24 protein-coding genes and 2 tRNA genes are annotated in these 24,371 nt (G+C 44.6%); 17 read left to right on the top strand and 9 right to left on the bottom strand.

The window, feature by feature from the left end; genetic code table 11:
* Positions 1-323: DODA-type extradiol aromatic ring-opening family dioxygenase (locus tag MSP8886_RS15965; protein ID WP_503101112.1), on the top strand; the 323-nt coding region annotated here is incomplete at its 5' end.
* A gap of 377 nt (positions 324-700) precedes the next feature.
* Positions 701-2,089 (top strand): APC family permease, encoded by a 1,389-nt coding sequence (locus MSP8886_RS15960; protein ID WP_067018235.1) that lies wholly within the window; start codon positions 701-703, stop codon positions 2,087-2,089.
* 63 nt (positions 2,090-2,152) lie between these two features.
* On the opposite strand, the gene MSP8886_RS15955 is transcribed toward MSP8886_RS15960, so the two are convergent.
* Genes MSP8886_RS15955 through MSP8886_RS15930 form a run of 6 tightly spaced genes read right to left on the bottom strand, consistent with a single transcriptional unit; the run spans position 2,153 to position 6,128 of the window.
* Positions 2,153-2,614 (bottom strand): hypothetical protein, encoded by a 462-nt coding sequence (locus tag MSP8886_RS15955; RefSeq protein ID WP_067018233.1) that lies wholly within the window; start codon positions 2,612-2,614, stop codon positions 2,153-2,155.
* Between the two features lie 11 nt (positions 2,615-2,625).
* The gene (locus tag MSP8886_RS15950; RefSeq protein ID WP_067018230.1) at positions 2,626-3,066 is read right to left on the bottom strand and encodes a YHS domain-containing (seleno)protein; all 441 of its coding nucleotides are present in this window, start codon (positions 3,064-3,066) and stop codon (positions 2,626-2,628) included.
* A gap of 26 nt (positions 3,067-3,092) precedes the next feature.
* Positions 3,093-3,836, bottom strand: a complete 744-nt coding sequence (locus MSP8886_RS15945; protein ID WP_067018229.1) for an NRDE family protein — start codon at positions 3,834-3,836, stop codon at positions 3,093-3,095.
* A 3-nt stretch (positions 3,837-3,839) separates the two neighbouring features.
* Complete coding sequence (locus MSP8886_RS15940) at positions 3,840-4,394, bottom strand: DinB family protein (RefSeq protein WP_067018227.1); 555 nt, start codon at positions 4,392-4,394, stop codon at positions 3,840-3,842.
* A gap of 22 nt (positions 4,395-4,416) precedes the next feature.
* The gene (locus MSP8886_RS15935; protein ID WP_067018225.1) at positions 4,417-5,550 is read right to left on the bottom strand and encodes an ATP-grasp domain-containing protein; all 1,134 of its coding nucleotides are present in this window, start codon (positions 5,548-5,550) and stop codon (positions 4,417-4,419) included.
* A complete protein-coding gene (locus MSP8886_RS15930) occupies positions 5,547-6,128 on the bottom strand; it encodes a DedA family protein (RefSeq protein WP_217491138.1) in 582 nt (193 codons plus the stop codon). Before MSP8886_RS15930 ends, MSP8886_RS15935 begins: the two co-directional genes overlap by 4 nt.
* Positions 6,129-6,556: 428 nt before the next feature.
* Here MSP8886_RS15930 and MSP8886_RS15925 point away from each other — a divergent pair, with 428 nt between their 5' ends.
* The 7 genes from MSP8886_RS15925 to MSP8886_RS15895 all read left to right on the top strand — a co-directional run bounded on the left by MSP8886_RS15925 (position 6,557) and on the right by MSP8886_RS15895 (position 14,247).
* Positions 6,557-7,690 carry a 5-methyltetrahydropteroyltriglutamate--homocysteine S-methyltransferase gene (locus tag MSP8886_RS15925; protein WP_067018221.1) on the top strand — a complete coding sequence of 378 codons (1,134 nt, stop codon included), beginning with the start codon at positions 6,557-6,559 and terminating at the stop codon, positions 7,688-7,690.
* Positions 7,691-7,935: 245 nt separating this feature from the next.
* Positions 7,936-8,703, top strand: a complete 768-nt coding sequence (locus tag MSP8886_RS15920; RefSeq protein ID WP_067018219.1) for a M90 family metallopeptidase — start codon at positions 7,936-7,938, stop codon at positions 8,701-8,703.
* Between the two features lie 335 nt (positions 8,704-9,038).
* Complete coding sequence (locus MSP8886_RS15915; RefSeq protein ID WP_067018217.1) at positions 9,039-10,910, top strand: DEAD/DEAH box helicase; 1,872 nt, start codon at positions 9,039-9,041, stop codon at positions 10,908-10,910.
* A gap of 217 nt (positions 10,911-11,127) precedes the next feature.
* Positions 11,128-12,162, top strand: a complete 1,035-nt coding sequence (gene pyrC / locus MSP8886_RS15910; RefSeq protein WP_067018215.1) for a dihydroorotase — start codon at positions 11,128-11,130, stop codon at positions 12,160-12,162.
* A gap of 180 nt (positions 12,163-12,342) precedes the next feature.
* Positions 12,343-12,750 carry a ketosteroid isomerase-related protein gene (locus tag MSP8886_RS15905; protein WP_067018213.1) on the top strand — a complete coding sequence of 136 codons (408 nt, stop codon included), beginning with the start codon at positions 12,343-12,345 and terminating at the stop codon, positions 12,748-12,750.
* Between the two features lie 18 nt (positions 12,751-12,768).
* Positions 12,769-13,368 (top strand): GNAT family N-acetyltransferase, encoded by a 600-nt coding sequence (locus MSP8886_RS15900; protein WP_067018211.1) that lies wholly within the window; start codon positions 12,769-12,771, stop codon positions 13,366-13,368.
* 3 nt (positions 13,369-13,371) lie between these two features.
* On the top strand, positions 13,372-14,247 hold the full coding sequence (locus MSP8886_RS15895; RefSeq protein WP_067018209.1) for a carbon-nitrogen hydrolase family protein: 876 nt from the start codon (positions 13,372-13,374) through the stop codon (positions 14,245-14,247).
* A gap of 93 nt (positions 14,248-14,340) precedes the next feature.
* Here the strand turns inward: MSP8886_RS15895 and MSP8886_RS15890 are convergent, their stop codons facing one another.
* The gene (locus MSP8886_RS15890) at positions 14,341-15,555 is read right to left on the bottom strand and encodes an MFS transporter (protein ID WP_067018207.1); all 1,215 of its coding nucleotides are present in this window, start codon (positions 15,553-15,555) and stop codon (positions 14,341-14,343) included.
* A gap of 140 nt (positions 15,556-15,695) precedes the next feature.
* On the opposite strand from MSP8886_RS15890, the gene MSP8886_RS15885 reads away from it, so the two are divergent.
* The 3 genes from MSP8886_RS15885 to umuC all read left to right on the top strand — a co-directional run bounded on the left by MSP8886_RS15885 (position 15,696) and on the right by umuC (position 18,396).
* Positions 15,696-16,568 carry a LysR substrate-binding domain-containing protein gene (locus tag MSP8886_RS15885; RefSeq protein ID WP_067018205.1) on the top strand — a complete coding sequence of 291 codons (873 nt, stop codon included), beginning with the start codon at positions 15,696-15,698 and terminating at the stop codon, positions 16,566-16,568.
* Between the two features lie 114 nt (positions 16,569-16,682).
* Positions 16,683-17,129, top strand: coding sequence for a LexA family protein (locus MSP8886_RS15880; RefSeq protein WP_067018203.1), 447 nt, complete (start codon positions 16,683-16,685; stop codon positions 17,127-17,129).
* Complete coding sequence (gene umuC, locus MSP8886_RS15875; protein ID WP_067018201.1) at positions 17,116-18,396, top strand: translesion error-prone DNA polymerase V subunit UmuC; 1,281 nt, start codon at positions 17,116-17,118, stop codon at positions 18,394-18,396. Before MSP8886_RS15880 ends, umuC begins: the two co-directional genes overlap by 14 nt.
* A 19-nt stretch (positions 18,397-18,415) precedes the next feature.
* On the opposite strand, the gene MSP8886_RS15870 is transcribed toward umuC, so the two are convergent.
* Both MSP8886_RS15870 and MSP8886_RS15865 read right to left on the bottom strand, forming a co-directional pair.
* Positions 18,416-18,502: transfer RNA gene (locus MSP8886_RS15870), tRNA-Leu, on the bottom strand.
* 38 nt (positions 18,503-18,540) lie between these two features.
* Positions 18,541-18,625 (bottom strand) — tRNA-Leu (locus tag MSP8886_RS15865).
* A gap of 182 nt (positions 18,626-18,807) precedes the next feature.
* Between MSP8886_RS15865 and MSP8886_RS15860 the strand changes: the two genes are divergently transcribed.
* From MSP8886_RS15860 to MSP8886_RS15835, 5 genes are all read left to right on the top strand, one after another.
* Positions 18,808-19,539: a DUF599 domain-containing protein gene (locus MSP8886_RS15860; RefSeq protein WP_067018199.1), complete on the top strand. Its 732-nt coding sequence runs from the start codon at positions 18,808-18,810 to the stop codon at positions 19,537-19,539.
* The gene (locus MSP8886_RS15855; protein WP_067018197.1) at positions 19,529-20,230 is read left to right on the top strand and encodes an O-methyltransferase; all 702 of its coding nucleotides are present in this window, start codon (positions 19,529-19,531) and stop codon (positions 20,228-20,230) included. Before MSP8886_RS15860 ends, MSP8886_RS15855 begins: the two co-directional genes overlap by 11 nt.
* Before the next feature lie 184 nt (positions 20,231-20,414).
* Positions 20,415-22,343, top strand: a complete 1,929-nt coding sequence (htpG, locus tag MSP8886_RS15850) for a molecular chaperone HtpG (RefSeq protein ID WP_067018195.1) — start codon at positions 20,415-20,417, stop codon at positions 22,341-22,343.
* Between the two features lie 248 nt (positions 22,344-22,591).
* Positions 22,592-23,503 (top strand): DNA ligase, encoded by a 912-nt coding sequence (locus MSP8886_RS15840; protein WP_067018192.1) that lies wholly within the window; start codon positions 22,592-22,594, stop codon positions 23,501-23,503.
* A 98-nt stretch (positions 23,504-23,601) separates the two neighbouring features.
* Positions 23,602-24,342, top strand: a complete 741-nt coding sequence (locus tag MSP8886_RS15835; RefSeq protein ID WP_245659117.1) for an alpha/beta fold hydrolase — start codon at positions 23,602-23,604, stop codon at positions 24,340-24,342.
* The last annotated feature ends 29 nt before the right edge of the window (positions 24,343-24,371 follow it).

Raw genomic sequence — 24,371 nt, 5'->3', positions numbered from 1 at the left:
GTCCATTCTTAGAAACTTTGGATCACAGAGTGGTTGAAATGTGGGAAAACGCAGAGTGGAAAACATTCTGTGAAATGCTGCCTGAATACGCGGCAAAAGGTCACGGTGAAGGGTTTATGCATGATACTGCCATGCTATTGGGGGCATTAGGTTGGTCGGATTATGATCAAAAAGTAGAAGTGGTGACGCCATACTTTGGGAGCTCTGGTACAGGGCAGATCAATGCTATTTTTCCTGTTTCACCACAAACGGGAGAGGCGGTTCCTGGTCCTCAAGCCTCTGTTGAAAATGGTTCGTTTGTGTACGGCAATAGCCGTCTTTAGTGTGATCGAGACAAACTAAATCCCGTCTTCCATTATTATGTTTGTTTATAAGCGTCTTAGCCTCTAAGGCGCTTTTTTATTTTCTAAGATCAGCCTATCCCAAAAGAAAAATGTCACTAAAGGGACATTTTCATATTTTGCTTCCTATATAGAATGACCAAAAAAATAGACAAGCGTACTGGTTCTAGACTTTCGGAATCCATCCTAAGAAAGATGTTCTACTATCCAGCGGGATTATTCAGTCTGGTTTTGTCTTTGTTAAATAGCCCGAATGTAGTTATTGCTGGAGAGCATCTGATCTCTAATGCGTTACCCATTGTCGGTCCAAATCTATAAGGATTTGGTCGTTTCTAATAAAAAAAGATAGGAATAATAAGATGAGCGACACAGCACACACGCAAGTGGACTCAACAAGTAACATAAAACCCATTAAGAAGATGAACTTGCCAACTATGATGGCAATTTGTATTGGGCTTGTGATTGTTCAGGGAGCAATGATTTCTTCAACACAAGGGATTGGTTTAGGTGGAATGTCATTTATTGCAGCAATGGTCACAGCATTGATTATTGCGCAGTTTAATGCCATGAGTTTCTCTGAACTGTCGCTTATGTTTCCACAGGAAGGAACATTGGCAACTTACACGCAAAAGGCGATTGGTCATTTCCCTGCCATTGTGTCTGTATTTGCAGGTTACGTCGTTGTGGCTTTTTTGGCTGTTCCAGTTGAAATGTTTCTAGTCGATGGTGTATTAGATCAGGTCTTCCCCGGAGTATTTCCGCCTAAAGTCGTACCTATGATTATTTTGGTGGTCCTATGTGTGACGAATTTAGTGGGTGCTGACATCTTTGCGAAGGTACAAAACTTACTGGCTTTTGTTTTGGTTTTTGCATTGATTGCGGTTGGTTTATCTGCGGCGATGGGTATTAGCCAGCCACATCCGGTGCTATCAGGCACTCATGTTGATTGGAGTTTTGGTGGGGTTCTAAACGGCAGTTTTATTGGTTTTGTCGCACTGGCTATGTGGCTAATGGTTGGGGTTGAGTTTATCTGTCCAATGATCAATGAAGTCAAGAATCCATCCAAAAATATTCCAAGAGCAATGCATGGGTCATTATTTTTCATCTTTACTATATTTCTACTCTTTGTGTATGGCGCAAGCTTGTATGTCAATGTAGAAACGTTAACGACGGCGCCTATTCCATATTTGAACTACGTGGATGCTGTGTTTGGTAAAAGCGGAATGATCATTGCGACTGTTATGGCCCTAACGGCTACTTGTAGTACGATGAACACGGTTCTGGCTTCTATTCCTAGAATGTTGCATGGTATGGCTCATCAAAAGCAGGCTTTCCCACAGTTGAAAGCGTCTAACCGTTTTGGTGCGCCATGGGTAGGCATTGTGCTAATGGCAGTATTAATTGCGATCCCATTTTTGTCTCTTTCCATTAACTCACTAATCACCCTTGTTATTGCTGCGACAACGAGCTGGTTATTGGCCTACATTGTTGCGCACATTGATGTCATGGTGTTGCGTCGTCGTCTTCCTGATCTACATCGTCCTTATAAAACACCATTTTTCCCAATTCCTCAGATTCTTGGGATTGTGGCTATGGTTTATATTGCTTTAAACAATTCTCCTTCCCCAGAAATGACGAAACTGGTTTATAGCATTACCGGTGGGATATTGCTGGTAATTAGCCTTATCGCTGCGGTTTGGGTCAAGTTTTATATGAAACGTGGTTTATTTGAGCCAGACATGAGCTGATTGTTATCGGTCTGTGTCAGCTAGGAATCTAGCTGACACACCTTTCAACCTAAAGATTTCTTGTTATAAAACACGCTTATTTCTGTGCTGCATTTTGTTTAGGATTCCATCCACTGAAAGAGTGTCCCGAATGGCTAAAAAACCACTCGACAGCCAGACAAGACACGCTAGGATAAAGAGCTCTCCACCATCATTGCCAACAACGTTCCCCATGGCATCATACTCTGGCATTTTGGTTCCAAGTGGTGTGAACAGATGGAAGAAAATTGCCCCCGTCATAATTCCCATGCTTAGCAAGGCGCCTAAGCCATGCCATCGGGTAAACAGCAGGATGCTCGCAATCAATTCAAACGTCCCTATAAGGTAGGCACCATAATGGGCAAACCAAATGAAACCAGACCATGCTCCCAAGGTGGAAAAAATATACTGGGTCTCATAAGAGCCAGAAAATTTAAAAAACAGCGATTGTACAAAGATAAATGCAATCAACACAGTAGGGATATATTTCACCAATTTTGCTTTCATTTTATGCCCCCTTATTTATTGATCAGGCTAGGCCAATTGCGGTCGCCCATTTTAATAAAGCCTTTTGGGTTTTTATCCCACTTTGCCTTAACCTCTGAGTCATAATTTAAATACAGCTTGCTATCCACAATGGCCCATTGATGAGGGTCGGCGGAGGCGAAATCATTTTTAGCGGCAATCGCCCATGCACAATAACCGCCATATTGTGGCGCGTATTTCTCAGGGGTCTTCTTAAACATCGCTAAATGCTTAGCCGATGAGAAATACCAATCCGCACCTTTGTATTTGGTGGTGTATTGTTTGCTGCCTTCGACTGCTTTATGGTCAGTAAAATAGGCAACGGTATCGTAGCCATCTAACGCTTTGTTGCTAAAGAAACTGGTATAAATAGGGTCTTTAGCGTAGACAAAGCCGCTCAGCAGCATCATTAAAACCAATACATACTTTTTCATATTGAACCCCTTTATTAATAAAATTATTAGGACGCCATTGCGTTTTTCGATGGTAAATAAACGCTATGTTTTATAAGGTTTTTTTCATTTAATTGTGTGCAAGGCGAGCCAGCTACATAGCTCATTTTTTGGCTATTTGGCGTCACAACTACCTGTGTAAAACTCACGGTGTGGGCATCGTTTCTGTGCATACAAAATGACGTATGTAAATGCTCATCATGGTGACTGGCATGCAGTTGACTGAAACCCTGTCTTCCCGTTGCAACAAAATCCTCATAGGTTTTCTTCCGGTGTGCCACCACGCGCTCTAAATCCACACCGGAAGAAAACAATGGCCCAGACCTTGGGTAGATCTCAGTGTCTTGTCCATTCCATTCGAACACCATGACGTCCATTTTGTGTTTGGTTAAGGCAGGATCAAACGCAACCAATAAGAAGGGGGCATACGCCATTGGATCAATAGCGTTAAAAGCCTTTTCAATTTCCACTGTGCTCGTTTTCGAGGAGAGGCTCTTGAGTAGTTGTCCGCGACTAATCAACGTACCTTTGGGGCATAACCCTTGATAGTTGTTGAGCAAGCATAAGGTTAAGCCGAGTTCATTCACACTTATCCAGCTACCCTGACCGACGGGATCAATGGGCATCAGCACGCTGACATCATCTAGTCGTATTTGTCTAGGTGGTAGGCCTAAGGCCCGATGCTTTTGTTCATCCCGATTAAAAAAGACTTGGTAGCCTTCTTCCTCTAATTGCCAGGTCACAGAGCACATGATTTATTGTCCTCTTAAATAGGATATGGTTGTTGGAGCGCAGCCAAATGTGTCGTTCGCCCTTATGTTGATCTTCAATGAACGCACAATGACGTTAGCCATCGCGTAGTGATGGGTTGCATGCAGTGCAACAAAACTCAGTTCTCGCTCAAAGGTAGAAGACACAACGCACACTTGCGTGCTGTTCAAGCAGACTTCAGTGGAGACCAACACTTTACGGCCTAATTGATGTTCGTCTAGATTGTCTAACCATGCTATCAATGCCTCGATTTCTTCTAATGCGACGATTCGAGATGTCTCTACCACACTGTCACGACGACGTAGGTTGTAATCAATTACGTCTTTTTTGCTATAAATGGCATAAAACAGATCCAATAAATGGCGAAAATGTTTGCCAATCGAGCTGGTTACATAAGGCGGCGCCGCTAATTGGTATTCTTTATTGCTGATCGATGATAGAAATTGTTGCCCTTGTTGTAAGGTTTCAATACAACCATCAATAATAGAAGTGCGCATTCTGTTTTGAACAGGTGATAAAGTTATTAAGTTCGTTTGCATAAATCTCTCACAAAGCACAAGGTTAATCTGTTGTAGGGTAATGTTTGCTTAAGTCACGTTCTTTCTTCCATTCTGTCAGTAACGACATTATCGAGTCAGGACGAAACCCTCTGGCTTTTTGCTTGGCACCAATTTCAAATAAAATGCGATATTGAGCTAAAAGTGTTGAGAAGATCTCTTTTAGATTGGTAGTTCTATCCCAAATATGTGTTGCTTCGCTGCTGGCGCCATTTATTTCGAGAATGGTAAAGCTTTTACCTTGCATAAATAGGTTTATGTTTTGAAATTTGATATCAAGGCGTCCGTAGTAATACTCGTTGACGTCTTTTAAGATCTCATCTAACTTTTTGCTTAATGCATCGGTAATAAATGGATTACCATTTCTAAAAATGGAACCGCGACTATGACTCCCAGCAAATGCCAATTGGTACTCTTCTCCGGCAGGTAATACCCAATCCAATTTTTCTTGGTGGCGAGGTAAATAAAGATGGCTTAATTGTCCGGCACGAGGGCAGCGTTCAATGAGCTCTTTAAGCGTATGAATACCATCACCTATAACACTTGGAGAGTATTTCAATGTCATGGAAATGATCTTTCCTGTCTTTTCACCAGGGTAGCGAACATAAAAAACGCCGGCTTCCGCTTGGTAAGGCGCTTTTTGTTGTAATAAAAAGCGGGCCTTGTCTGGAAAAGACTCAATGTATTCTGTTAATTGCTGATTATTATTGACTAATTTAACTCCTACCCCGCGACATCCTACATCCGGTTTGGCCACTAGGGGGAAAGTCAGTTTTTGCATGCTTAATACTTGCAATGCCTGCTGCATCTGCTTATCAATCGATTCCTCTGTTTTAGTTATGGTGACGTAGGGAGAAATCCACTGTTTGGCAACCGGTCCTGCTAATTGCAAAATATCATGTTTCGATTCGCCAACCATGCCGCTCAGTTTGATGCTAGGGTTAGCGATCAAGGGTAAGCGTAAATCTCCATAGCGCAGTCCTAACCACAAACTTTGCAAAACAACCGGCGTATAAAAAAACCAAGTTGGATAGAATTCAAAAGGCGATACCACGCGATGAGAATCCATCTCTAGGCTTGGCATCCCTGCATTAATTCTATTCTCTTGAATAGATTGAACATTCATAGTTGGACTCATAATGACTCTCTTGAAATAGAACGACGAATGATGCGATTAATCATTAATAAAGCCACAACACCAACGGGGATTAATAACCATTGATATTGTGTTGCTTGTAGCCAAGCTCGGGTTCCTAAGTAATAAACAACACCAAATACAACGCCTGTCCAAAGTGTGGTAGCAAAGGTCACAGCGCTCAAAAAAATAGGCAATGGAATAAGAAAGAAACCGCTTAAGGTGAAACCAATTGCCCGTAACCCTGGCGTAAATCGGATTATGAAGAGATTTAAAAATGCGTTTGTACTCAGTCTATTTTGTACTACTTTAAAATATTTATTCGTTAGCGTTTTATAACGTAGCCAGCGAACTTTTCGTGTGAGTAGACCTAGATAGTACAGTCCAAAATCTCCGGTAATAATGCCAAATGCGATTGCTACCATGGCTAATGATATAGGCAGCTGATCTTGGGCGGCTAAAGAGGCTGCGGTAACAATGGCAAGGTCTTCTAGTAAGTAAGACAACAAAATAATGCCTACTATCAAAAACCAGTAAGCGTGGTGACCAGCACTAATCTCTTGTAAAAAATGGTTTATCAAACACACCTCGGACTCTGAATGTTTTTCACCTTCTTTGTTCTAATAAAACGAAGGTGATTATTGATGTTCTATTCCTTAGTCGAGACGAGGTTTGGATTTCTTACACTGAAATGAATTTTTTTGGGAAAAATAAAATATTATAAAAAAACAAAAAAATAATTTTTAATAAAATTATTTAAATTCAATTGGTTAGGTTTTTGATTTTCAAAAAATGCATAGTAAAAAGTATACGTTTTCTCATAATCCAACGGCGTTAGACTCTTGTTCGTTTTATGGAGGGTGTCTTTAATGGACACAGTTGAGTGACAGCGAGCATTTCTAATAAAGTGAATTTTATGCAGGTTTTCTATGAAGAGAATTTGGTTCACGTGTGAGGGTGGAGTCTTTACGATGGTGGTCACTTAAATGATTTGAAAGAGGTGTTTTCCATGGATGTTCGTTTTCCTTTACGCGCTGATGTTGTTGGTAGCTATCTGCGTCCTAAATATCTTCATCAAGCTCGTGCTGAGTTCAAAGAAGGTGCTATTGATCGAATGGCACTAACCACGGTGGAAGATCGCGCCATTTTAGAGCTGGTTGAGCAGCAAAAAGCGGCAGGGTTAAAGGCGATTACTGATGGTGAATTTCGTCGTAGTTGGTGGCATATCGATTTCCTAGAAAACCTTAATGGTGTGGAAGGCTATGTACCCGAGGCAGGCTACAATCAGCAGTTTAAAGGAAAAGATGCACCTTCTTATAATATTCGTGTGTCTGGCAAAGTCTCATTTAATCCTAACCACCCCTTCTTAGCGCATTTTGACTTTCTTAAAAAGGCTGCTGAAACGGGTGATGGGAGTGTTGCCAAGGCGACGATTCCAAGTCCCACGATGATCTTACGTCAAGAAATCTTGGCTAATGATGGTTCGTCTCGTTTAGATGAGATTTATGCCGATGTGGATGGGTTTTATCACGACTTAGCGCAAACCTATCGTGATGCGATTCAGGCCTATTATGCCCACGGCTGTCGCTATTTGCAGTTTGACGATACAAACTGGGCGTTTCTTGTAGATGCAGATAAGCGTGATGGCTTGGTAGCACGCGGCATTGATCCCGATAAAATCAGTGATATTTGTACGCAAATTATTAATCAATCCTTAGCAGACAAACCGGATGACCTGGTGATCACAACCCATATTTGTCGTGGTAATCATGCGTCTTCTTGGTTGTTCTCCGGTGGTTATGAGCCGGTCGCTAAGGCCTTGTTTGCGACCCACTACGATGGTTTTTTCCTTGAGTATGATAATGACCGAGCAGGGGACTTTGCTCCATTGCGTTATTGCGAAGGAAAAGAGGCGCGTATTGTGCTGGGCTTAGTGACCTCTAAATTTCCTGAGCTTGAAGATTCCGAGTTGATTAAAGCTCGTATTAAAGAAGCATCGGACTATGTTCCTTTAGATAATTTATGTATTAGTCCCCAGTGTGGTTTTGCCTCGACCGCTGAGGGTAATAAGCTAACTATTGATGATCAATGGAATAAAATTCGTCTACTCAACCAAGTGGCTGATCAAGTTTGGGCTTCTTAAACTTTACTCTTAAGTCTTTGTCTTTTCTTAGGTCTATAGAGTTCGTCCATTTCTATAAAAACAATCGCTCTTTGTCTAACATTGTTTGTCATTGAGTAGAAAAGTCATGTTAAAACACAGATTGCCCATTGGGCGCCTGTGTTTTTTGATTAATAATGTGCTTTTCAGCGTGCGCTATGGGGTTGTTTTCAATGAAAAGGCGTTCGCATGTCGGCTGGCGATAATACCTATAAGTGAGTGGCACTATGTTCGAGCATGTTCGTGAGTGGTTAGAAAGTAGACGAATTAAAGAAGCTGGCTTTACCTCAGAAATGTGGGAGGCTTCCATTGCCGATTGGCCAGTGGCGGCGCGCTTTCAAGGGGAAGAGCGAGCTGCGCTAAGAGCATTAACCTTTCGCTTTTTGGTTCGTAAAAGCTTTTCGGCAGGCGGCGACTTCGAGCTTACTGAATCTGTTTATATGAAACTGGCCACCATGGCCTGTGTGCCAATTTTACATTTGGGACTGAATTGGTACGATCATGTGCACAGCATTGTGGTTTATGAAGGGGACTTTCTTCCGCCACGAACCTATCGAACAGCAGATGGTGTTGTGCATGAAAGAGGCTCAGGATTAAGCGGCGAAGCTTGGCTACGTGGGCCAGTTATTTTGTCATGGCAATCGATTTTAGAGTCTGGCCCTCAAGCGCGTCATGGCAAAGCGAGCAATGTGGTGATTCATGAGTTTGCCCATAAATTAGACATGCTGCGCGATGGGGCCAATGGGGCACCGCCGATGCATCCCGGAATGGACGCAGGAGAGTGGCATGATGTGTTTATGTCAGCTTGGGGGCGTTTAGAACGAAATGTAGAGCACCACGTAGCTTTACCTATTGATGTATACGCATTGACCAGTCCAGCGGAATTTTTTGCAGTATGTAGTGAAACCTTCTTTGAGGCGCCGGAGGCGATGATTCATACTATGCCGGAGGTCTATCGCTTATTATGTTTGTTTTATCGTCAAACACCCCTTTAGAGGCTTTTGCACGACTACTGCCTTTGCCAATACTTTGTTAAAAAACAGACTCCAAATGCTCATTTATAACTATAAACTCCGCTTTCTCGTCTGTTTTTGCCGCGTCTTGGCGTCGCTCGTGACATCTTGCAAAGGTCTCCTTTAAATAGTTTTTTGGCATAGAAACAAATAAAAAAACATTAAGTTATCGGCTTTGATAAAAGCCCCCTAGCTAAATTTTAATTATTTAGCTATAATAGTCCACTAGGTTTTCCTCAGAAAATTCCAGAGAATTTTGTTAAGGCATGTAAAATGATTGCACGCCTTACTCCCACCAAAAAAAGGTACACATTTACATGTCTGACGCTGATATTCAGCCTACATTTGATTCGTTGGGTCTAATAGCCCCTGTTCTTAAAGCGGTTGCCGATCTCGGTTATGAGCAACCCTCAGCTATCCAAGCGCAAAGTATTCCATATCTATTAGAAGGTCGCGATCTTCTTGGGCAAGCGCAGACGGGTACTGGTAAGACGGCGGCGTTTGCGCTTCCGCTGCTGTCTCGCATTGATGTTACAGATAAAACGACACAACTACTTGTATTGGCTCCAACTCGTGAACTTGCTATTCAGGTTTCTGAAGCATTTCAAAGTTATGCCCGTAATATTCCAGATTTTCATGTTTTGCCCATTTACGGCGGCATGTCATACGACACTCAACTCCGCCAGCTAAGACGTGGCGTGCAAGTCGTTGTGGGTACGCCTGGTCGTGTTATGGACCATATTCGTCGCAAAACCCTAAAACTGGATACGCTTAAAGCGTTGGTTTTGGATGAAGCAGACGAAATGTTGCGCATGGGCTTCATCGACGATGTCGAATGGATCCTAGAGCAAACACCGCCTACGCGCCAAATCGCACTGTTTTCTGCGACCATGCCTTCTGTGATTCGCCAAGTGGCAAACCGCCATTTGAATAATCCAAAAGAAGTAAAAATCGTAACGAAAACATCAACTGCTATGACGATTACGCAAAAATACTGGCAAGTGAGCGGCCTGCACAAACTGGACGCTTTGACCCGTATTCTTGAAATGAACGAACACGATGGCATGATCATCTTTGTTCGTACCAAAGCGGCAACGGTTGAGTTAGCTGAAAAGCTAACGGCTCGCGGTCATGCTTGTGAAGCCCTTAACGGTGACATTAGCCAGAATTTGCGTGAACGTACGGTTGACCGCATCAAAAATGGTCAGATCGATATTCTTGTTGCTACAGACGTGGTAGCGCGTGGTTTGGACGTAGAGCGTGTTAGTCACGTAGTAAACTACGACATTCCATACGATACAGAATCTTATGTTCACCGTATTGGTCGTACTGGCCGTGCTGGTCGTTCAGGTACCGCGATTTTGTTCGTTGCTAACCGTGAGCGTCGTATGTTGCAAGCGATTGAGCGTGCGACTCGCCAACCCATTGAAAAGATGCAGTTGCCTACTGCTTCTGACATTAATCAGCAGCGTGTTAGCCGCTTTAAACAGCGCATCACTGAGACCATGGACAACGAAGATCTTGATTTCTTCTTAGAGCTTGTTCAAGAGTACCAAAAAGAAAACGAAGTGGATCCATTAAAAATGGCGGCGGCGTTGGCTCATATGGCTCAAGGTAAAACCTCGTTGTTATTGTCTGAAATGGAAGTACGTCAAGAGCGTCGTGAACGTTCGGATCGTGGTGACCGCTCAGATCGTGGCTCGCGTGGCGACCGTCCAGAACGTGCTCCTCGTAAACAGCGTCCAGTGACAGCGGAAGCGATGCCGTTAAAAGATGATCCAGATACGGCGATGACACGTTACGTGGTTCAAGTGGGTTACAGTGATGGTGTTAAGCCTGGTAATATCGTCGGTGCCATTGCCAATGAAGCGGATATTGAAAGTCGTTACATTGGCCATATCGAGATTTATGAAGACTTTGCAACAGTGGATTTGCCTTCTAATTTGACAGGTGAAGCCCTAGGTAAGTTGGGTAAGACGCGTATCTGTGGTCAGCGATCTGATATTGCCAAGCTAGAAGATGCGGATGCGTTGAACAAGCGTGCAGCGGCTCCTTCTGCTCGTAAGCGTCCTTCTGGTGATCGCCGTCCTTCTAATGCATCTGGTGAACGCCGTCGTGCTCCTGGTGGTCGTGATCGTGATAACAATCGCGGTGATCGTCGCCCAAGAGCGCCACGTAAAGACAGCTAATCATTCCGATCAGCTTATTGTTTTCGATACACGATAAGTTTTGAGAAGACATCAAAAAGCCGAGCAGAGCAATTTGTTCGGTTTTTTTTGTGTCCGTGATGTGGAAGGAACAGTCCTAACCGATAGATGGGCGCTGCGACTTTGTTTTTATTCTGCTAAAATCCAAACGGCTGTTAATATGCAAAGGCTTTCCCTTCTTTACCACATAAGGCCTGTAATGAACGAAATTACTATTATTAAACCGGATGATTGGCACTTACATTTTCGTGACGAGGATATGTTGCTCGAAACGGTGCCTGCCACCGCACGCTGCTTTGCCAGAGCCGTCGTTATGCCTAACCTTGTTCCGCCAGTGATCAATGCTGAATTAGCATTGAGTTATAAAGAGCGCATTATGGCTGCTCGACCTGAGGGGAGTTCTTTTACGCCTCTGATGACGATCTATTTGACAGATAAAACCAGCGTTCAAGATATTCAAGAGGCGAAAAAAGCGGGGGTTCTTGCTGCAAAAATGTATCCGGCGGGGGCGACAACCAATTCCGATTCTGGCGTGAATTCCCTTGAGTCGCTTTACCCTGTGTTTGAGGCGCTAGCAGACAATGACATGTTGTTGTTGATTCATGGTGAAGTGACACAAAAACACATTGATATTTTTGATCGTGAAAAAGCCTTTATCGATCAGCATATGGTGAATATTGTTGAGCGGGTGCCACATTTAAAAGTGGTATTTGAGCACATCACCACAAAAGATGCCGCTGATTTTGTGCTTAATGCCCGCGAAGGTGTGGCGGCCACTATTACACCACAGCATTTATTGTTGAATCGCAATGATATGTTGGATGGTGGTATTCGTCCCCATAACTATTGCTTGCCAGTGCTCAAACGCAGTACTCACCAAGAGGCTTTGCGTGCAGCTGTCCAATCCGGCTCGCCGAAATTCTTTTTAGGCACCGATTCGGCGCCCCATGCTAAACATCGCAAAGAATCCGACTGTGGCTGTGCGGGTTGCTACAGTGCTTGGTCCGCCCTTGAGCTGTATGCGCAAGTGTTTGATGAGCTGGACGCGTTAGATAAGCTAGAAGGTTTTGCCAGTTTGCACGGCGCGGATTTTTATGGACTGCCTCGCAACACGCAAACGGTTACCTTGATTCGCGAGCCATGGGAAGTGCCAAATAGTATTACTCTGCCGAATGGCGAGCCTATAGTGCCTTTCTTTGCTGGAAAACCAGTGGCTTGGAAGTTGAAAAAATAAAACTGTTTGTTGGCTCTATAAAAAAATCGAACTCAGAAATGGGTTCGATTTTTTTATAACTTGTTCAAGCCTCGACAGTTTTTTGTCTGATTAGGCCACTCGTGTTAAAAAAGCCTTTCTCGTGCAAAGTTAAATTATTACCATTCGGGCTTTGATTTTTCTTTGTTTGGAGTCTTGCCCATGAGTCAAGCCACGGTTGAATTATTGCAACAATATTACGACGCATTTAACGCCCAAGATATGGATACCTTTTTGTCGTTACTAACGGACGATGTGGTCCATGACATTAATCAAGGGAATCGTGAAGTGGGCAAAGACAGGTTTGCCGCCTTTATGGCGCGTATGAATCGCAATTACAAAGAAACCATTGTCGATATTGTGGTGATGTCGAATCCAGCGGGTGACCGTGCGGCGGTGGAGTTTACTGTGCTGGGTGAGTACTTAGGGACCGATGGCGGGTTGCCAGACGCAAACGGCCAGACCTACAAACTGCCAGCCGGAGCTTTCTTTGATATCCGCGATGGAAAAGTAGCCCGTGTGACCAACTACTATAATCTTGAAGACTGGATTGCCCAGGTCTCTGCTTAAGCTAGGCGGAATAACATTATGCTGACTTTTCAATCTCTCTCGGGCTCGCAATTGACTCAATACATTTCTCAACTTGCTGAGCTGCGAATGCGTGTGTTTCGGGATTTTCCTTATCTTTATGATGGGGATTTGGCTTACGAAGCGCGTTATCTAAAGACCTATATTGACGCACCAAACAGTGTCATTGTGCTGGCCTTTGATAGCGATAAAGTAGTGGGGGCGTCAACAGGTGTGCCGCTTAGACATGAGACAGCAGAAGTAAAACAGCCTTTTGTCGACGCTGGCTTTAATATTGACGAGATTTTCTATTGTGGTGAATCTGTCTTGTTGTCTGAATATCGAGGACAAGGGGCGGGGGTGGCGTTCTTTGAACACCGGGAAACGCATGGAAAAGCCCTTGCGGGGATCAAATACTCGTGCTTTTGCGGCGTGCAGCGTCCTGAGGATCATCCCGCTCGTCCTGCGGATTATCAACCGTTGGATACTTTTTGGCAGCATCGTGGTTATGAGAAACGGCCAGAATTGATGACCTATTTTAGCTGGAAAGATAGGGGCGACCATGAAGAAACCCGTAAGCCTATGATATTTTGGATGAAATCTCTTTATGAGTACTTTTAAGCGATGAGTGCATTTAAACTGGCAGCAGCACAATACGACATAGGCTTTTTTTCTGCATGGGAAGACTTTGCTAATAAGCTCACCAATTGGGTCGCGGAGGCGACGCAACAGGGAGCAGAGTTATTGGTTTTTCCCGAATATGGCAGTATGGAGCTGGCGTCTTTATTTGGCGAGGAGGTTTGCAGTGATTTGCAGCGCCAGATTCACGCTATGCAAACGCTGCTTCCTAAGTGGCTCGATCTGCATGCGGCACTGGCCAAATGTCATAATGTGATGATTCTCGCCAGTTCCTTTCCAACTCTGCAAGGCGGTAACTGTTTTGTTAATCGCGCCAATTTGTTTGGCCCTGAGGGGTTAATCGATTTCCAAGATAAGCTGATGATGACACGCTTTGAAAACGAGCAATGGCATATTAGTAGTGGTGATCAGATTAAGGTGATTGATACGGACTTAGGGCGCTTAGGTATTCATATTTGCTATGACTCAGAATTTCCCATGATTGCCAGACAGCAAGTGGCGGCGGGAGCTGACTTATTGTTGGTGCCAAGCTGTACGGATACGCAAGCGGGTTTTCATCGGGTGCGCATTGGTTGCCAAGCGCGCGCCTTGGAGAATCAATGTTATGTGGTACAGTCGCCTACCATTGGCAATGCGTCTTGGTCAGAAGCGGTGGATGTGAATATGGGACGAGCAAGCGTCTATACGCCAGTCGATTATGGCTTTCCAGATAATGGGATTTTGGTGCAAGGGGGTAATGCTGATGCTGGTTGGGTATTTGCTACCCTAGATTTGGCTGAAATCGCCAGCATTCGCCAACACGGACAAGTGTTTAATCACCGAGATTGGCCCAAGCAATTTGCTTTGCGAGGCCCGATGTGAAAAACGCTAAAGTATGAGAGCAAAGCCGCATACTTTAGCGTGATGCCTTCTGCTTTTTTATAGCTTGAGGCCAACTCGTTGGATGATGCGAGGTTAGGCCGTTGGCGAGATGTCCCCCACCATGGAGGTTTTTGTTTGACGCTCACTTTGGTAGATGTACATAGCTAAGATAAACAGTGCAATCCCAAGGGCGCTAATTAACCAGTAAACATTTTGTAAGCTGCCGGTCGCCTCATGGATCATACCCGCTAATAAGTTGCCTAAGGTACCGCCGAGACCAAAGGTAACCATACCAATGCCATTGATTTGCATGGTGGCTTTCGATGAGTATTGTTTGTTCACCCAGCCTGCGACAATGCCCCAAATAGGGAAGTACATCATGCCGTAGCCAAACCCTGCGAGCATTACGAATTTTGCAGGGTGAAAAGAAAACGCCACCAAGCTTAAGGCAAAGACTCCAAAGATGCTTAAGAGTGCTACGCCGTGGCCTTTTTTGTCAGCCAATTTGCCCACAAAGAAGCCTGCGATCATACCAGTCAAACCAATCATACCCCAAGTATACCCGCCTAAAGCAGACGGTAAGGACAGTTCTGCTAAGTAGGTGTTTAGCCAAGTGGTGAATGTTATGGTAGAGGCGCCAACCAACAAGAGCATAAAGCATGATAGAAATGCTGTTCGTTCGCGAAGAACGGTTTTAAATAGTTGTTTTGTGCCCATTGCTACGGCAAAGTTAACATCAATATCTTGGCTTTGTGCTTGGTTGCGCATGCTTTTCAGCAGCGTGAAAGTGGTGAAAACAACCAGCATACCCAACACTGCCGCTGCCATCCAACTGCTGCGCCAGCCAAGCAATGGTGCGATTAACAAAATAATCAGACCGTTGACACTGTAACCCCACGCGGTACCACTGGAGGCGATAGAAAGGTTCGTTGCTGTGCGATCAGCGCGTCCATGTCGTGTTACCAATTCTACAATGGAACCCCAGCTCATCGCGGCGCTGATGGCCATAATGGCCAGTAAACAAATCATGATGACGGGGTTATCTAGCCATCCCATGATAAACAGCAAAGAAGAGGTTAGTGAGCCCGTAACAAGTAAAGTACGACCTGAATCTAAGCGATGGCCTATCACGCCTAATAACATGGCACCACACAGATACGCAATTTGCGTGAGTGCACCTGCTAACGCAAGATACCAACTATTGATATCAAGCGTCTGCTGCATCATTGGCACTAAGGCTGCAAATAAAAACATACCAAATCCGTGGCTGATAGCCTGATTAAAACCAAAGGTGACTGCGAGGCGCATTGCAATTCTCCTTGCAAGAGTGACGAATGAGATTGATGTATAAAAAACACTCAATGAATGTCGCCATATTAGGGACTTGCGTTTGTTCGGTAAATCGATAAATATTAAACTCTACGTTCAACAATATTGAAAACTAAAATATGCGTGATTTACCGATTAATTTACTGCGCACATTTATGGTTGTAGCGGACACTCTGAACCTGACGGAGGCCGCCAAACAACTGCATAAAGCGCCCTCAACAGTGAGCATGCAGCTCAACCGTCTCGAAGATTTGATTGCTAATCCGTTGATGGTGCGGGGACAGCATGGCGTGCGTTTGACTGCGGTAGGGATTCAGTTAAAAAACCACGCTCAGCAGCTGCTTAATCTGCATGATCAAATAGTCGGCTCCTTTCAAAATATGGACATTGATGGGGTAGTGCGTCTTGGTACTCATGACCAATACACCAGTCGAACGCTTGCGCCGATTTTGCAAGACTTCATATTGAGCTATCCGGAAGCTCAACTAGAGGCGTTCTGCGATTATCGCCCCGATTATTTGGTGGAACTGCTTAATAAAGGCAAGTTGGATATTGCTTTGGTGGAAATGTTAGCGGATACGAAAGGTGGGGTTCGTTTGCGCCGCGATGAATTGGTGTGGGTCGGTGCTAAAGGGCATTTTGTCCACATGCAAGCTGTTTTACCTTTGGTGGTGTTTTCAGAGGGGTGCCAACATCGCCAGTATGCATGCCAATCATTAGATGCTGCCGGCATTCCCTATCGCATTGCTTTTACCAGTCAAAGTCGATCGGGTGTGTTGGCAGCCGTTCGAGCAGGAGTGGGGGTTGCCATTGTACCTTATCAAACGTTAGATGATGACTTAGTGATTTATCGTGACTTGCCCGCTTTGCCAGATATGGAAGTGTCGTTGTTTGTGTCACCAAAAGCGAACGAAGCCACTCGCCGTTTGGAACAAATCATTGTAGAGAACGCTATTTTTAACCCAACAGCAGCAGAGATGGACTTTAATTAGTGGCGCGGTAAGGGGGATTGGCTATCTCTAAATTCCATTTATTACAAAAAATCACTTGGTCATGGGTATTGTTTGAAACTATACTGTATATATATACAGTATTTGGTGTTAACTATGCGCGTGACTTATCTTGGATCTTCAAGCTCTGCTTCCTTTATTGCTGATCATCGTATCCAGATCCCTCTTTATGTTGAGTCTGTATCGGCAGGTTTTCCGTCGCCCGCTCAGGACTTTATTGAGAAGACGCTTGATCTTAATGAATTATGCATCCCCCGCCCGATGGCGACGTTTTTTGTGCGTGTTCAGGGAGACTCGATGATTGAGGCAGGTATTCACTCGGGGGACGTGTTGGTGGTCGACCGTTCGCTAACGGCGCGTCACGGGGATATTGTGATTGCTTGCCTTCATGGAGAGATGACAGTGAAAACGTTGGAGTTAAACCCCAATGTGCTGTTGCGTCCGAAAAACAAGGCTTATAAAGCTATTCATATTACCGAAGAATCGGAACTGGAAATATTCGGCGTGGTAACTGGGGTGGTGCGTAAGTATGCACGGGGCTAATAAGGCAGCCTTTGCACTGGTTGATTGCAATAACTTCTACGCCAGTTGTGAGAAATTGTTCCGTCCAGATTTAAAATACACACCTGTTGTTGTGCTGTCGAATAACGATGGCTGCATTGTGGCGCGTTCCAAAGAAGCTAAGGCTTTGGGGGTGAAAATGGGAATGCCGCTGTTTCAGGCTCAGGCGATGATAAGGCAGTACGGCATTGTGTGTTTTTCGTCGAATTATGCCCTATACGCAGATTTGTCGAATAGAGTGATGACAATCTTAGAGGAAGAGGCTCCACGGCTTGAGGTGTACTCCATCGATGAGGCGTTCTTAGATCTAACGGGTATCGAATATGTCATGGATTTACTGACGTTTGGTAAGCAGTTAAAAGCAAAAGTAGATAAGTGGACGGGGATTACGGTAGGAGTGGGGATTGCGCCAACCAAGACGCTGGCCAAGCTGGCGAATGAGGCAGCGAAGCGCTACCCAGCAACAGGGGCCGTGGTGGATTTGATGAATCCTGAGCGTCAAAAGCGTCTATTGTCGTTGGTTGATGTGAGTGATGTGTGGGGCGTAGGTCGTCGAATCACCGAGCGGTTGCGTGCTAGGGGAATTCGCACGGCATTGGATTTGGCGAATGCTAACCCTAGGGTCATTCGAAGCGAGTTTTCCGTGGTGTTGGAGAGGACGGTGCAAGAGTTGAACGGAGTGTCTTGTCTTGATCTTGAGTTGGTGCGACCAACAAAGCAGCAGATTATTTGTAGTCGATCATTTGGTCATCGTATTACGGAAAAACAGGAATTACGGGAGGCCATCGCTAAATATACGACTCGTGCTGCGGAGAAACTGCGCAGAGAAAAGCGTCTTTGTCGAGTCGTGAATGTGTTCATCCGCACCAGTCCGCATGCTCAAGGTGGACGCTATGGGAATGCTTTGTCTGTTGAGCTCCCCAACCCCACAGACGATACGCGGGACTTACTGGATGTCACCGAGGTGTTGTTTTGTCGCCTATGGCGTGACGGATTTCGTTATATGAAAGGCGGCGTGATGCTGGCGGATTTCTATGAGTATGGAGTTTATCAACAAGATTTGTTTCGAACGAACAGTATGAAAACCAATTCACAGGCGTTGATGAAGGTGGTGGACCGCATCAACCACAGTGGTCATGGTAGCGTCTTCTTTGCATCACAAGGTGTATCACCACAATGGGCCATGAAGCGCAATCATCTATCGCCTGCTTATACAACCAAATGGGAAGAATTACCAAAAGTTTGGTAGGAATATGGCACTTACCTTTTGGTGCGGATGGGGGGACTTGAACCCCCACGACCGTAAGGCCACTAGCACCTGAAGCTAGCGTGTCTACCAATTCCACCACATCCGCAGGATTGAGAATTTGATTTATCACATGTTGTATAAAAATGGTGCGGATGGAGAGACTCGAACTCTCACGCCGTGAAGCACTGGAACCTAAATCCAGCGTGTCTACCAATTCCACCACATCCGCATGTCGTGATAACGGCGAGAATCATACCGATATTTGTTTATGATGCAAGCTTTTTTATTGGCTTTTGGGGGCTGTTTCAGCGGCGATGAAAGGTTTTTTCCTAGTCTCTAACGGGGACATGAGCAGGGAAAAATGCTTTAATACCGCCTCTTTAAATCTGTTTGTTTTAGTTGAGTGACACGATGGAAAGCAGTTCGGTTTCTACCCTGATGGATCCGCTAGATTTAACAACGTTTTTTGTGTTTATCTCCTGTTGGTGGGGCTATGCCTTTTATGCCTTGTATAATTCGAAGCGTAAGTCCTGCTTAGTGAGTGTGTTACACCAATTTCGTTTGGCATGGATGTCACGTTTGTTACGGCGGGATAATCGTATCGCGGATTCTTCTGTGATTGCGAATCTTGAACGCAGTAGTTTGTTTTTTGCCTCAAGTTCTCTGATTATTATTGCGGGGCTCTTTGCTGGTTTTAAGTATTCTAAAGAAGCCTTAGAGGTGCTGTCTGACATTTACTTAATGGCACCCAGTAGTCGGCAGGAATGGGAGATCAAAATCATTATTCTCGTGCTGATTTTTGCCTACGCCTTTTTTACCTTCACTTGGTCGGTTCGTCAGTATAATTTTTGCTCTGTGCTGGTGGGGAGCGCGCCTCTGGCCACAGAGCGAGGGATAGAGGAAAGCGAGCGTGAGTTGTATGCGATGCACATGGCAAAAGTCTGTAGTCTGGCAGCCAATCAGTTTAATTATGGTTTGCGAGCTTATTATTTTGCGATGGCCTTTAGTGCGTGGTTTATTGGCCCGTATTTTTGCATGGTTGCCAGTCTGTTGGTGGTGGGGGTATTGTATCGTCGTGAATTTCGTTCAAAAACGTTTAAAACGCTGAGTCGGGGGTTGGTGATTAAATCTCATGCTTCCTAATTTCCCAAAACCGTTACCAGAAGATGACCGTCCTACCAATCGCACGGTCAAGATGGATGATCGACTTTATCAGTATTTGGTGGATGTGTCGGTTCGCGAGAATGATATCTTAAAGGCGCTGCGCCGAGAAACTGCACAATATCATATGGCACGTATGCAGTTGTCACCGGAAGTCGGGCAGTTGCTGGCATTGCTGGTTAAATTGCAGGCCCCTAAGAAAATTCTTGAAGTTGGCGTGTTTACTGGCTATAGCACACTGTCGATGGCCATGGCGATGTCTAAAGACGCGTCGTTAATCGCTATTGAGAAAAAGCAAATGTGGTTAGACATTGCGACACGCTACCTTGAAGAAGCAGGCGTGATGGATCGGGTGACGACCTACTGCGATAAAGCCTTACCCGTTATGACGTCGCTTCTTGAGACAGGCAGTGACAGCTTTGATTTTATCTTTATTGATGCAGATAAGAAAAACTTACTTGCTTACTATGAACGAGCAAAACAACTCTTGCGCCCTGGTGGGTGTTTGCTGATTGATAACACTCTTTGGTGGGGCAATGTGGCAGATGATACTTTCACTGATAAAGATACCAATATTGTACGGGCGTTGAATGAGACGATTCATGCCGATCATACGGTGGATTTGTCGTTGATTCCCATCGGTGATGGTCTAACGTTAGTGCGTAAGCGTTGAGAACCGCCTGAAGATGCTTCTCTTGTTTTCATTCTAAATCTCTCTTTTTAAAGACTTTCTCCTGCTTTTTTAGGATGAGCCTCTTGAAATCACCTCAAGAGGCTTTATTTATGTTTCACCAGTGAAACGAAATCCCCCTTTGGCGGCTTGCCAGAGGTTCATTAAAATAGGAGCAAGTTTAAAGATGGCAACTGATACTCAAAAAGAAACGTTAGGGTTTCAAACGGAAGTAAAGCAGTTACTTCATTTGATGATCCACTCTTTGTATTCTAACAAGGAGATTTTTCTACGTGAGCTGATTTCCAACGCGTCTGACGCCGTTGATAAGCTTCGTTTTGAGTCTGTCGCTAATGCAGACCTTCTTGCAGAAGACCCCAATTTACGCGTTCGTGTTGAATTTGATAAAGACGCCAATACAGTCATTATCGATGATAATGGTGTGGGTATGTCCCGCGAAGAGGCGATTGCTAACTTGGGTACCATTGCTAAATCTGGTACGTCAGCGTTTCTTGAGCAATTAAGCGGTGATCAGAAGAAAGACAGTCAATTAATAGGCCAATTTGGTGTGGGTTTTTATTCTGCCTTTATCGTTGCGGATAAGGTGACGGTCGAGACTCGTCGTGCTGGAGCAGCCCAAGACGAAGCGGTACGTTGGATATCTGATGGTACCGGTGAATTTACCGTTGAAAACATTGAAAAAGAGACACGCGGTACCCGCATCACCTTACACCTTAAAGCCGACGAGAAAGAGTTTGCCGATAACTACCGCCTACGCTCTTTAGTGACAAAATACTCTGACCACATTTCTATTCCTGTTGAAATGGAAAAAGTGGTTTATCCAGAAATGGATGAAGAGGGCAATCCTAAGCCAGTTGACGAAAACAAAGCGCCGGAATTCGAAGCGGTTAACTCAGCAAAAGCCCTTTGGACACGTTCGCGCAACGATGTATCCGACGACGAATACAAAGAGTTTTACAAGCATATTTCCCATGACTACCAAGAGCCTCTTAAATGGTCTCATAACAAGGTAGAAGGTAAACTTGAATACACCAGTCTGTTGTACATTCCTTCCAAAGCGCCTTATGACCTTTGGAACCGCGACATGCAGCGCGGTCTGAAATTGTATGTTCAGCGTGTCTTTATTATGGATGAAGCAGAGGCGTTCCTACCTCCATACATGCGTTTTGTAAAGGGGGTAGTGGACTCAAACGATTTGTCTTTGAACGTATCTCGTGAAATTTTGCAAAATGACCATGCCGTTGATTCTATGCGTGCAGCGTTAACTAAGCGTGTATTGGATATGCTTGGCAAAATGGCGAAAAACGATCCAGAAACCTACCAGACGTTCTGGGATGAGTTCGGTAATGTGATCAAAGAAGGTCCAGCAGATGATATGGGCAATAAAGATAAGATCGCTGGCCTATTACGCTTTAGTACGACTCATACCGATGCACCAGAGCAGACAATCTCTCTTGCTGACTACATTGCCCGTATGGCTGAAGGTCAAGATAAAATTTACTACATCTATGCCGAGAACCACAATACAGCGAAAAACAGCCCACACTTAGAGATTCTTCGTAAGAAGGGCTTTGAAGTCTTGTTGTTGAGTGACCGTATCGATGAATGGATGATGTCTTCGCTGCAAGAGTTTGAAGGTAAGCATTTCCAAGATGTTACCAAAGGCAAATTGGATCTAGCTGATTCTGAAAACGAAGAAGAGAAGAAAGAGAAAGAAGAAAAAGCAGAGCAAATCAAGCCACTTCTGGATCGCATGAAAACGGTTCTTGAATCGAAAGTCACTGCCGTAAACAGCACTGACCGCTTGACTAATTCACCCGCCTGCTTAGTTGTTGGTGAGTACGATATGGGTCTGCAAATGCGTCGTTTGCTTGAGCAAGCGGGTCAGCAATTACCTGAGTCTAAGCCTAGCCTTGAGGTGAACCCTGATCACCCTATTGTGGCGAAGATGGATGCCGAGACAGACGAAGATCGTTTTGCGGATATGGCGTGGTTGTTATTTGAACAGGCTACTTTGTCAGAGGGTGGTCAGTTGGACGATCCTGCGACATTTGTTAGCCGCATGAACAAACTGATTGTTCAATTAAGTAAATAGTCTATTGAATTTACGCTTTAGAGAATTTGGTTTAGTTTAGATGATATATTTAGGTAATCTTAGCGTTGCATGGCATTAGTTAAGCTAAAACCGATAAACCAATCAAAGCCCTTGCTCAGCGATGAGCAGGGGCTTTTTGTATGGTTGCAACCCCATACCGTAAAGGAGGAGGCGGGTTTGCAAAGTGCGATAATTTTGTTTAGCGTGATGTTTTTCATGTCATATCAAATAGTTCAAAGGAGTGAACGATGTTGAGTAAGGTGTTTCTAGGGTTGGTTGTCAGTGTAGGAGTGTGGTTTTCATCCTTCTCAAACGCACAAATGGATGTGCAATTAGCAAAGCGTTACGGGGATGAAAAGGGGGCTTACCCTGTTACGGATTATCTGGTGAGTGAGAAGTATGATGGAATTCGCGGGATTTGGACAGGCACCGAATTATTAAGCCGTCAAGGAAAGCCGATTCATGCGCCTGCTTGGTTTATTCAGGCATTGCCAAAAGGGGTCTGGCTTGATGGGGAGCTTTGGTCCAAACATCACGACTTTCAGTTTGTAGCTTCTGCTGTCACCAAAGATGAGCCCATCGATTCTCAGTGGCATAAGATTCATTATATGGTGTTTGATGCGCCAGATTATGAGCACAATTTTGCTGAGCGCAGCCAGCGTTATGTACGTATTGTGGAGAGCATTCATACCCCTTTTGTTAAAGCCATCAAACAATTTACCGTACCGGATAACCAAACATTAAGTCATGTACTGGACGAATATGTGAAAAAAGGGGCGGAAGGGTTAGTGTTACACCGTAAAGCGGCGATGTTTCAAAGTGGCCGTAGTGGTAACTTGTTGAAGCTCAAGCCTTATATGGACGATGAAGCAACCGTCATCGGTAAGACACTGGGGCAAGGTAAGTACAAAGGCATGCTGGGGGCATTAATCGTTGAAATGCCTTCTGGTACCCAATTTAAAATTGGGACGGGGTTTACGGATGAAGAACGTGCCAATCCACCTCATATTGGCGATGTGATTACTTATCAATATCATGGGTTTACTAAACGCGGTATTCCTCGCTTTGCCAGTTTTATGCGGGTTCGCTACCCTGTCAAAGAGCCGCTCGTTACCAAGCCGTCGTCTGTTGATAAGGTATCATCAACGGCCTCTAAGTAGGGTTATTATGAGTATTTCCTCCTACTTTTAGTAACATGATCTTTTAGTGGTATGAATTCCATAGTGATGATGTTGTCATCCATAAGAGACTTTTAATAATGACGTTAGTCAATACCGAAGAAAAAGTGATCTATTGTTTGCCTGGCACGATGTGTGATGAGCGCCTCTGGCAGTTTATTGAAAAGGTGCTGGTCGGTATCACCCTTAAGCATGTCCCGTTACCACAAGAAGAAAGTATTGAAGCGATTGTCGAGTCGTTATCAGCCAGTTTGCCAACTTCGCCGTTTTTTCTCTTAGGCTTCTCCATGGGGGGCTATGTTGCCAGTGCGTTTACGCTTAAATACCCTGATCGAGTGGCTAAGTTGATGGTTGTTTCCAATACGGCTCAGGGGTTACAAGAAAGTGAAATAGCCCAACGCAAGCTAGCGCTGAATTGGGTGGCCAAGAAGGGTTATAAAGGGATTCCCCCTAAGAAAGCCATGTCCATGTTGGCGCAGCGTAATAGGCAGCACGAGTATCTGATCGAGTTGATCAAAGAGATGGATGCATCGTTAGGAGAAAAGGTACTTATACAGCAATTGGCTAGTAGCTTGGACCGACCTGATATTCTGTGCGACTTACTGAACTTGAGTATCCCGTTATGCTTTTGTTTGGGGGAAGAAGATTCGTTGATTTCTGCACAAAGTCGACGTTCTTTAGAAGAATGCAAAAGCGCAACACAGGCAGGCAAGAGGGTTGAGGTGTATGTCGCCAGTCATTGTGGCCATATGGTGACTCTAGAACAACCCCTCTGGCTTTGCCAAAAAATCAAAGTTTTTTTTGGGTGGTTAGAAGGCTAATTTATGGGAGTGTTGCGAATTTATGAAAA

This window comes from Marinomonas spartinae, assembly GCF_900089775.1.
GTDB classification, from domain to species: Bacteria; Pseudomonadota; Gammaproteobacteria; order Pseudomonadales; family Marinomonadaceae; genus Marinomonas; species Marinomonas spartinae.
Note: the sequence above shows the minus strand (reverse complement) of the source record. Positions and strands in the feature narration are given on the sequence as shown.

Bases quoted from the DNA above. Each gene is read 5' to 3' on its own strand.
- MSP8886_RS15895 (WP_067018209.1), top strand. From the start codon at position 13,372: ATGAGTGCATTTAAACTGGCAGCAGCACAATACGACATAGGCTTTTTT.
- MSP8886_RS15880 (WP_067018203.1), top strand. From the start codon at position 16,683: ATGCGCGTGACTTATCTTGGATCTTCAAGCTCTGCTTCCTTTATTGCT.
- htpG (WP_067018195.1), top strand. From the start codon at position 20,415: ATGGCAACTGATACTCAAAAAGAAACGTTAGGGTTTCAAACGGAAGTA.
- MSP8886_RS15835 (WP_245659117.1), top strand. From the start codon at position 23,602: ATGACGTTAGTCAATACCGAAGAAAAAGTGATCTATTGTTTGCCTGGC.
- MSP8886_RS15950 (WP_067018230.1), bottom strand. From the start codon at position 3,066: ATGAAAAAGTATGTATTGGTTTTAATGATGCTGCTGAGCGGCTTTGTC.
- MSP8886_RS15840 (WP_067018192.1), top strand. From the start codon at position 22,592: ATGTTGAGTAAGGTGTTTCTAGGGTTGGTTGTCAGTGTAGGAGTGTGG.
- MSP8886_RS15855 (WP_067018197.1), top strand. From the start codon at position 19,529: ATGCTTCCTAATTTCCCAAAACCGTTACCAGAAGATGACCGTCCTACC.
- MSP8886_RS15905 (WP_067018213.1), top strand. From the start codon at position 12,343: ATGAGTCAAGCCACGGTTGAATTATTGCAACAATATTACGACGCATTT.
- MSP8886_RS15955 (WP_067018233.1), bottom strand. From the start codon at position 2,614: ATGAAAGCAAAATTGGTGAAATATATCCCTACTGTGTTGATTGCATTT.
- MSP8886_RS15860 (WP_067018199.1), top strand. From the start codon at position 18,808: ATGGAAAGCAGTTCGGTTTCTACCCTGATGGATCCGCTAGATTTAACA.
- pyrC (WP_067018215.1), top strand. From the start codon at position 11,128: ATGAACGAAATTACTATTATTAAACCGGATGATTGGCACTTACATTTT.
- MSP8886_RS15885 (WP_067018205.1), top strand. From the start codon at position 15,696: ATGCGTGATTTACCGATTAATTTACTGCGCACATTTATGGTTGTAGCG.
- MSP8886_RS15935 (WP_067018225.1), bottom strand. From the start codon at position 5,550: ATGAGTCCAACTATGAATGTTCAATCTATTCAAGAGAATAGAATTAAT.
- MSP8886_RS15960 (WP_067018235.1), top strand. From the start codon at position 701: ATGAGCGACACAGCACACACGCAAGTGGACTCAACAAGTAACATAAAA.
- MSP8886_RS15940 (WP_067018227.1), bottom strand. From the start codon at position 4,394: ATGCAAACGAACTTAATAACTTTATCACCTGTTCAAAACAGAATGCGC.
- MSP8886_RS15900 (WP_067018211.1), top strand. From the start codon at position 12,769: ATGCTGACTTTTCAATCTCTCTCGGGCTCGCAATTGACTCAATACATT.
- MSP8886_RS15915 (WP_067018217.1), top strand. From the start codon at position 9,039: ATGTCTGACGCTGATATTCAGCCTACATTTGATTCGTTGGGTCTAATA.
- MSP8886_RS15945 (WP_067018229.1), bottom strand. From the start codon at position 3,836: ATGTGCTCTGTGACCTGGCAATTAGAGGAAGAAGGCTACCAAGTCTTT.
- MSP8886_RS15925 (WP_067018221.1), top strand. From the start codon at position 6,557: ATGGATGTTCGTTTTCCTTTACGCGCTGATGTTGTTGGTAGCTATCTG.
- MSP8886_RS15890 (WP_067018207.1), bottom strand. From the start codon at position 15,555: ATGCGCCTCGCAGTCACCTTTGGTTTTAATCAGGCTATCAGCCACGGA.
- umuC (WP_067018201.1), top strand. From the start codon at position 17,116: ATGCACGGGGCTAATAAGGCAGCCTTTGCACTGGTTGATTGCAATAAC.
- MSP8886_RS15920 (WP_067018219.1), top strand. From the start codon at position 7,936: ATGTTCGAGCATGTTCGTGAGTGGTTAGAAAGTAGACGAATTAAAGAA.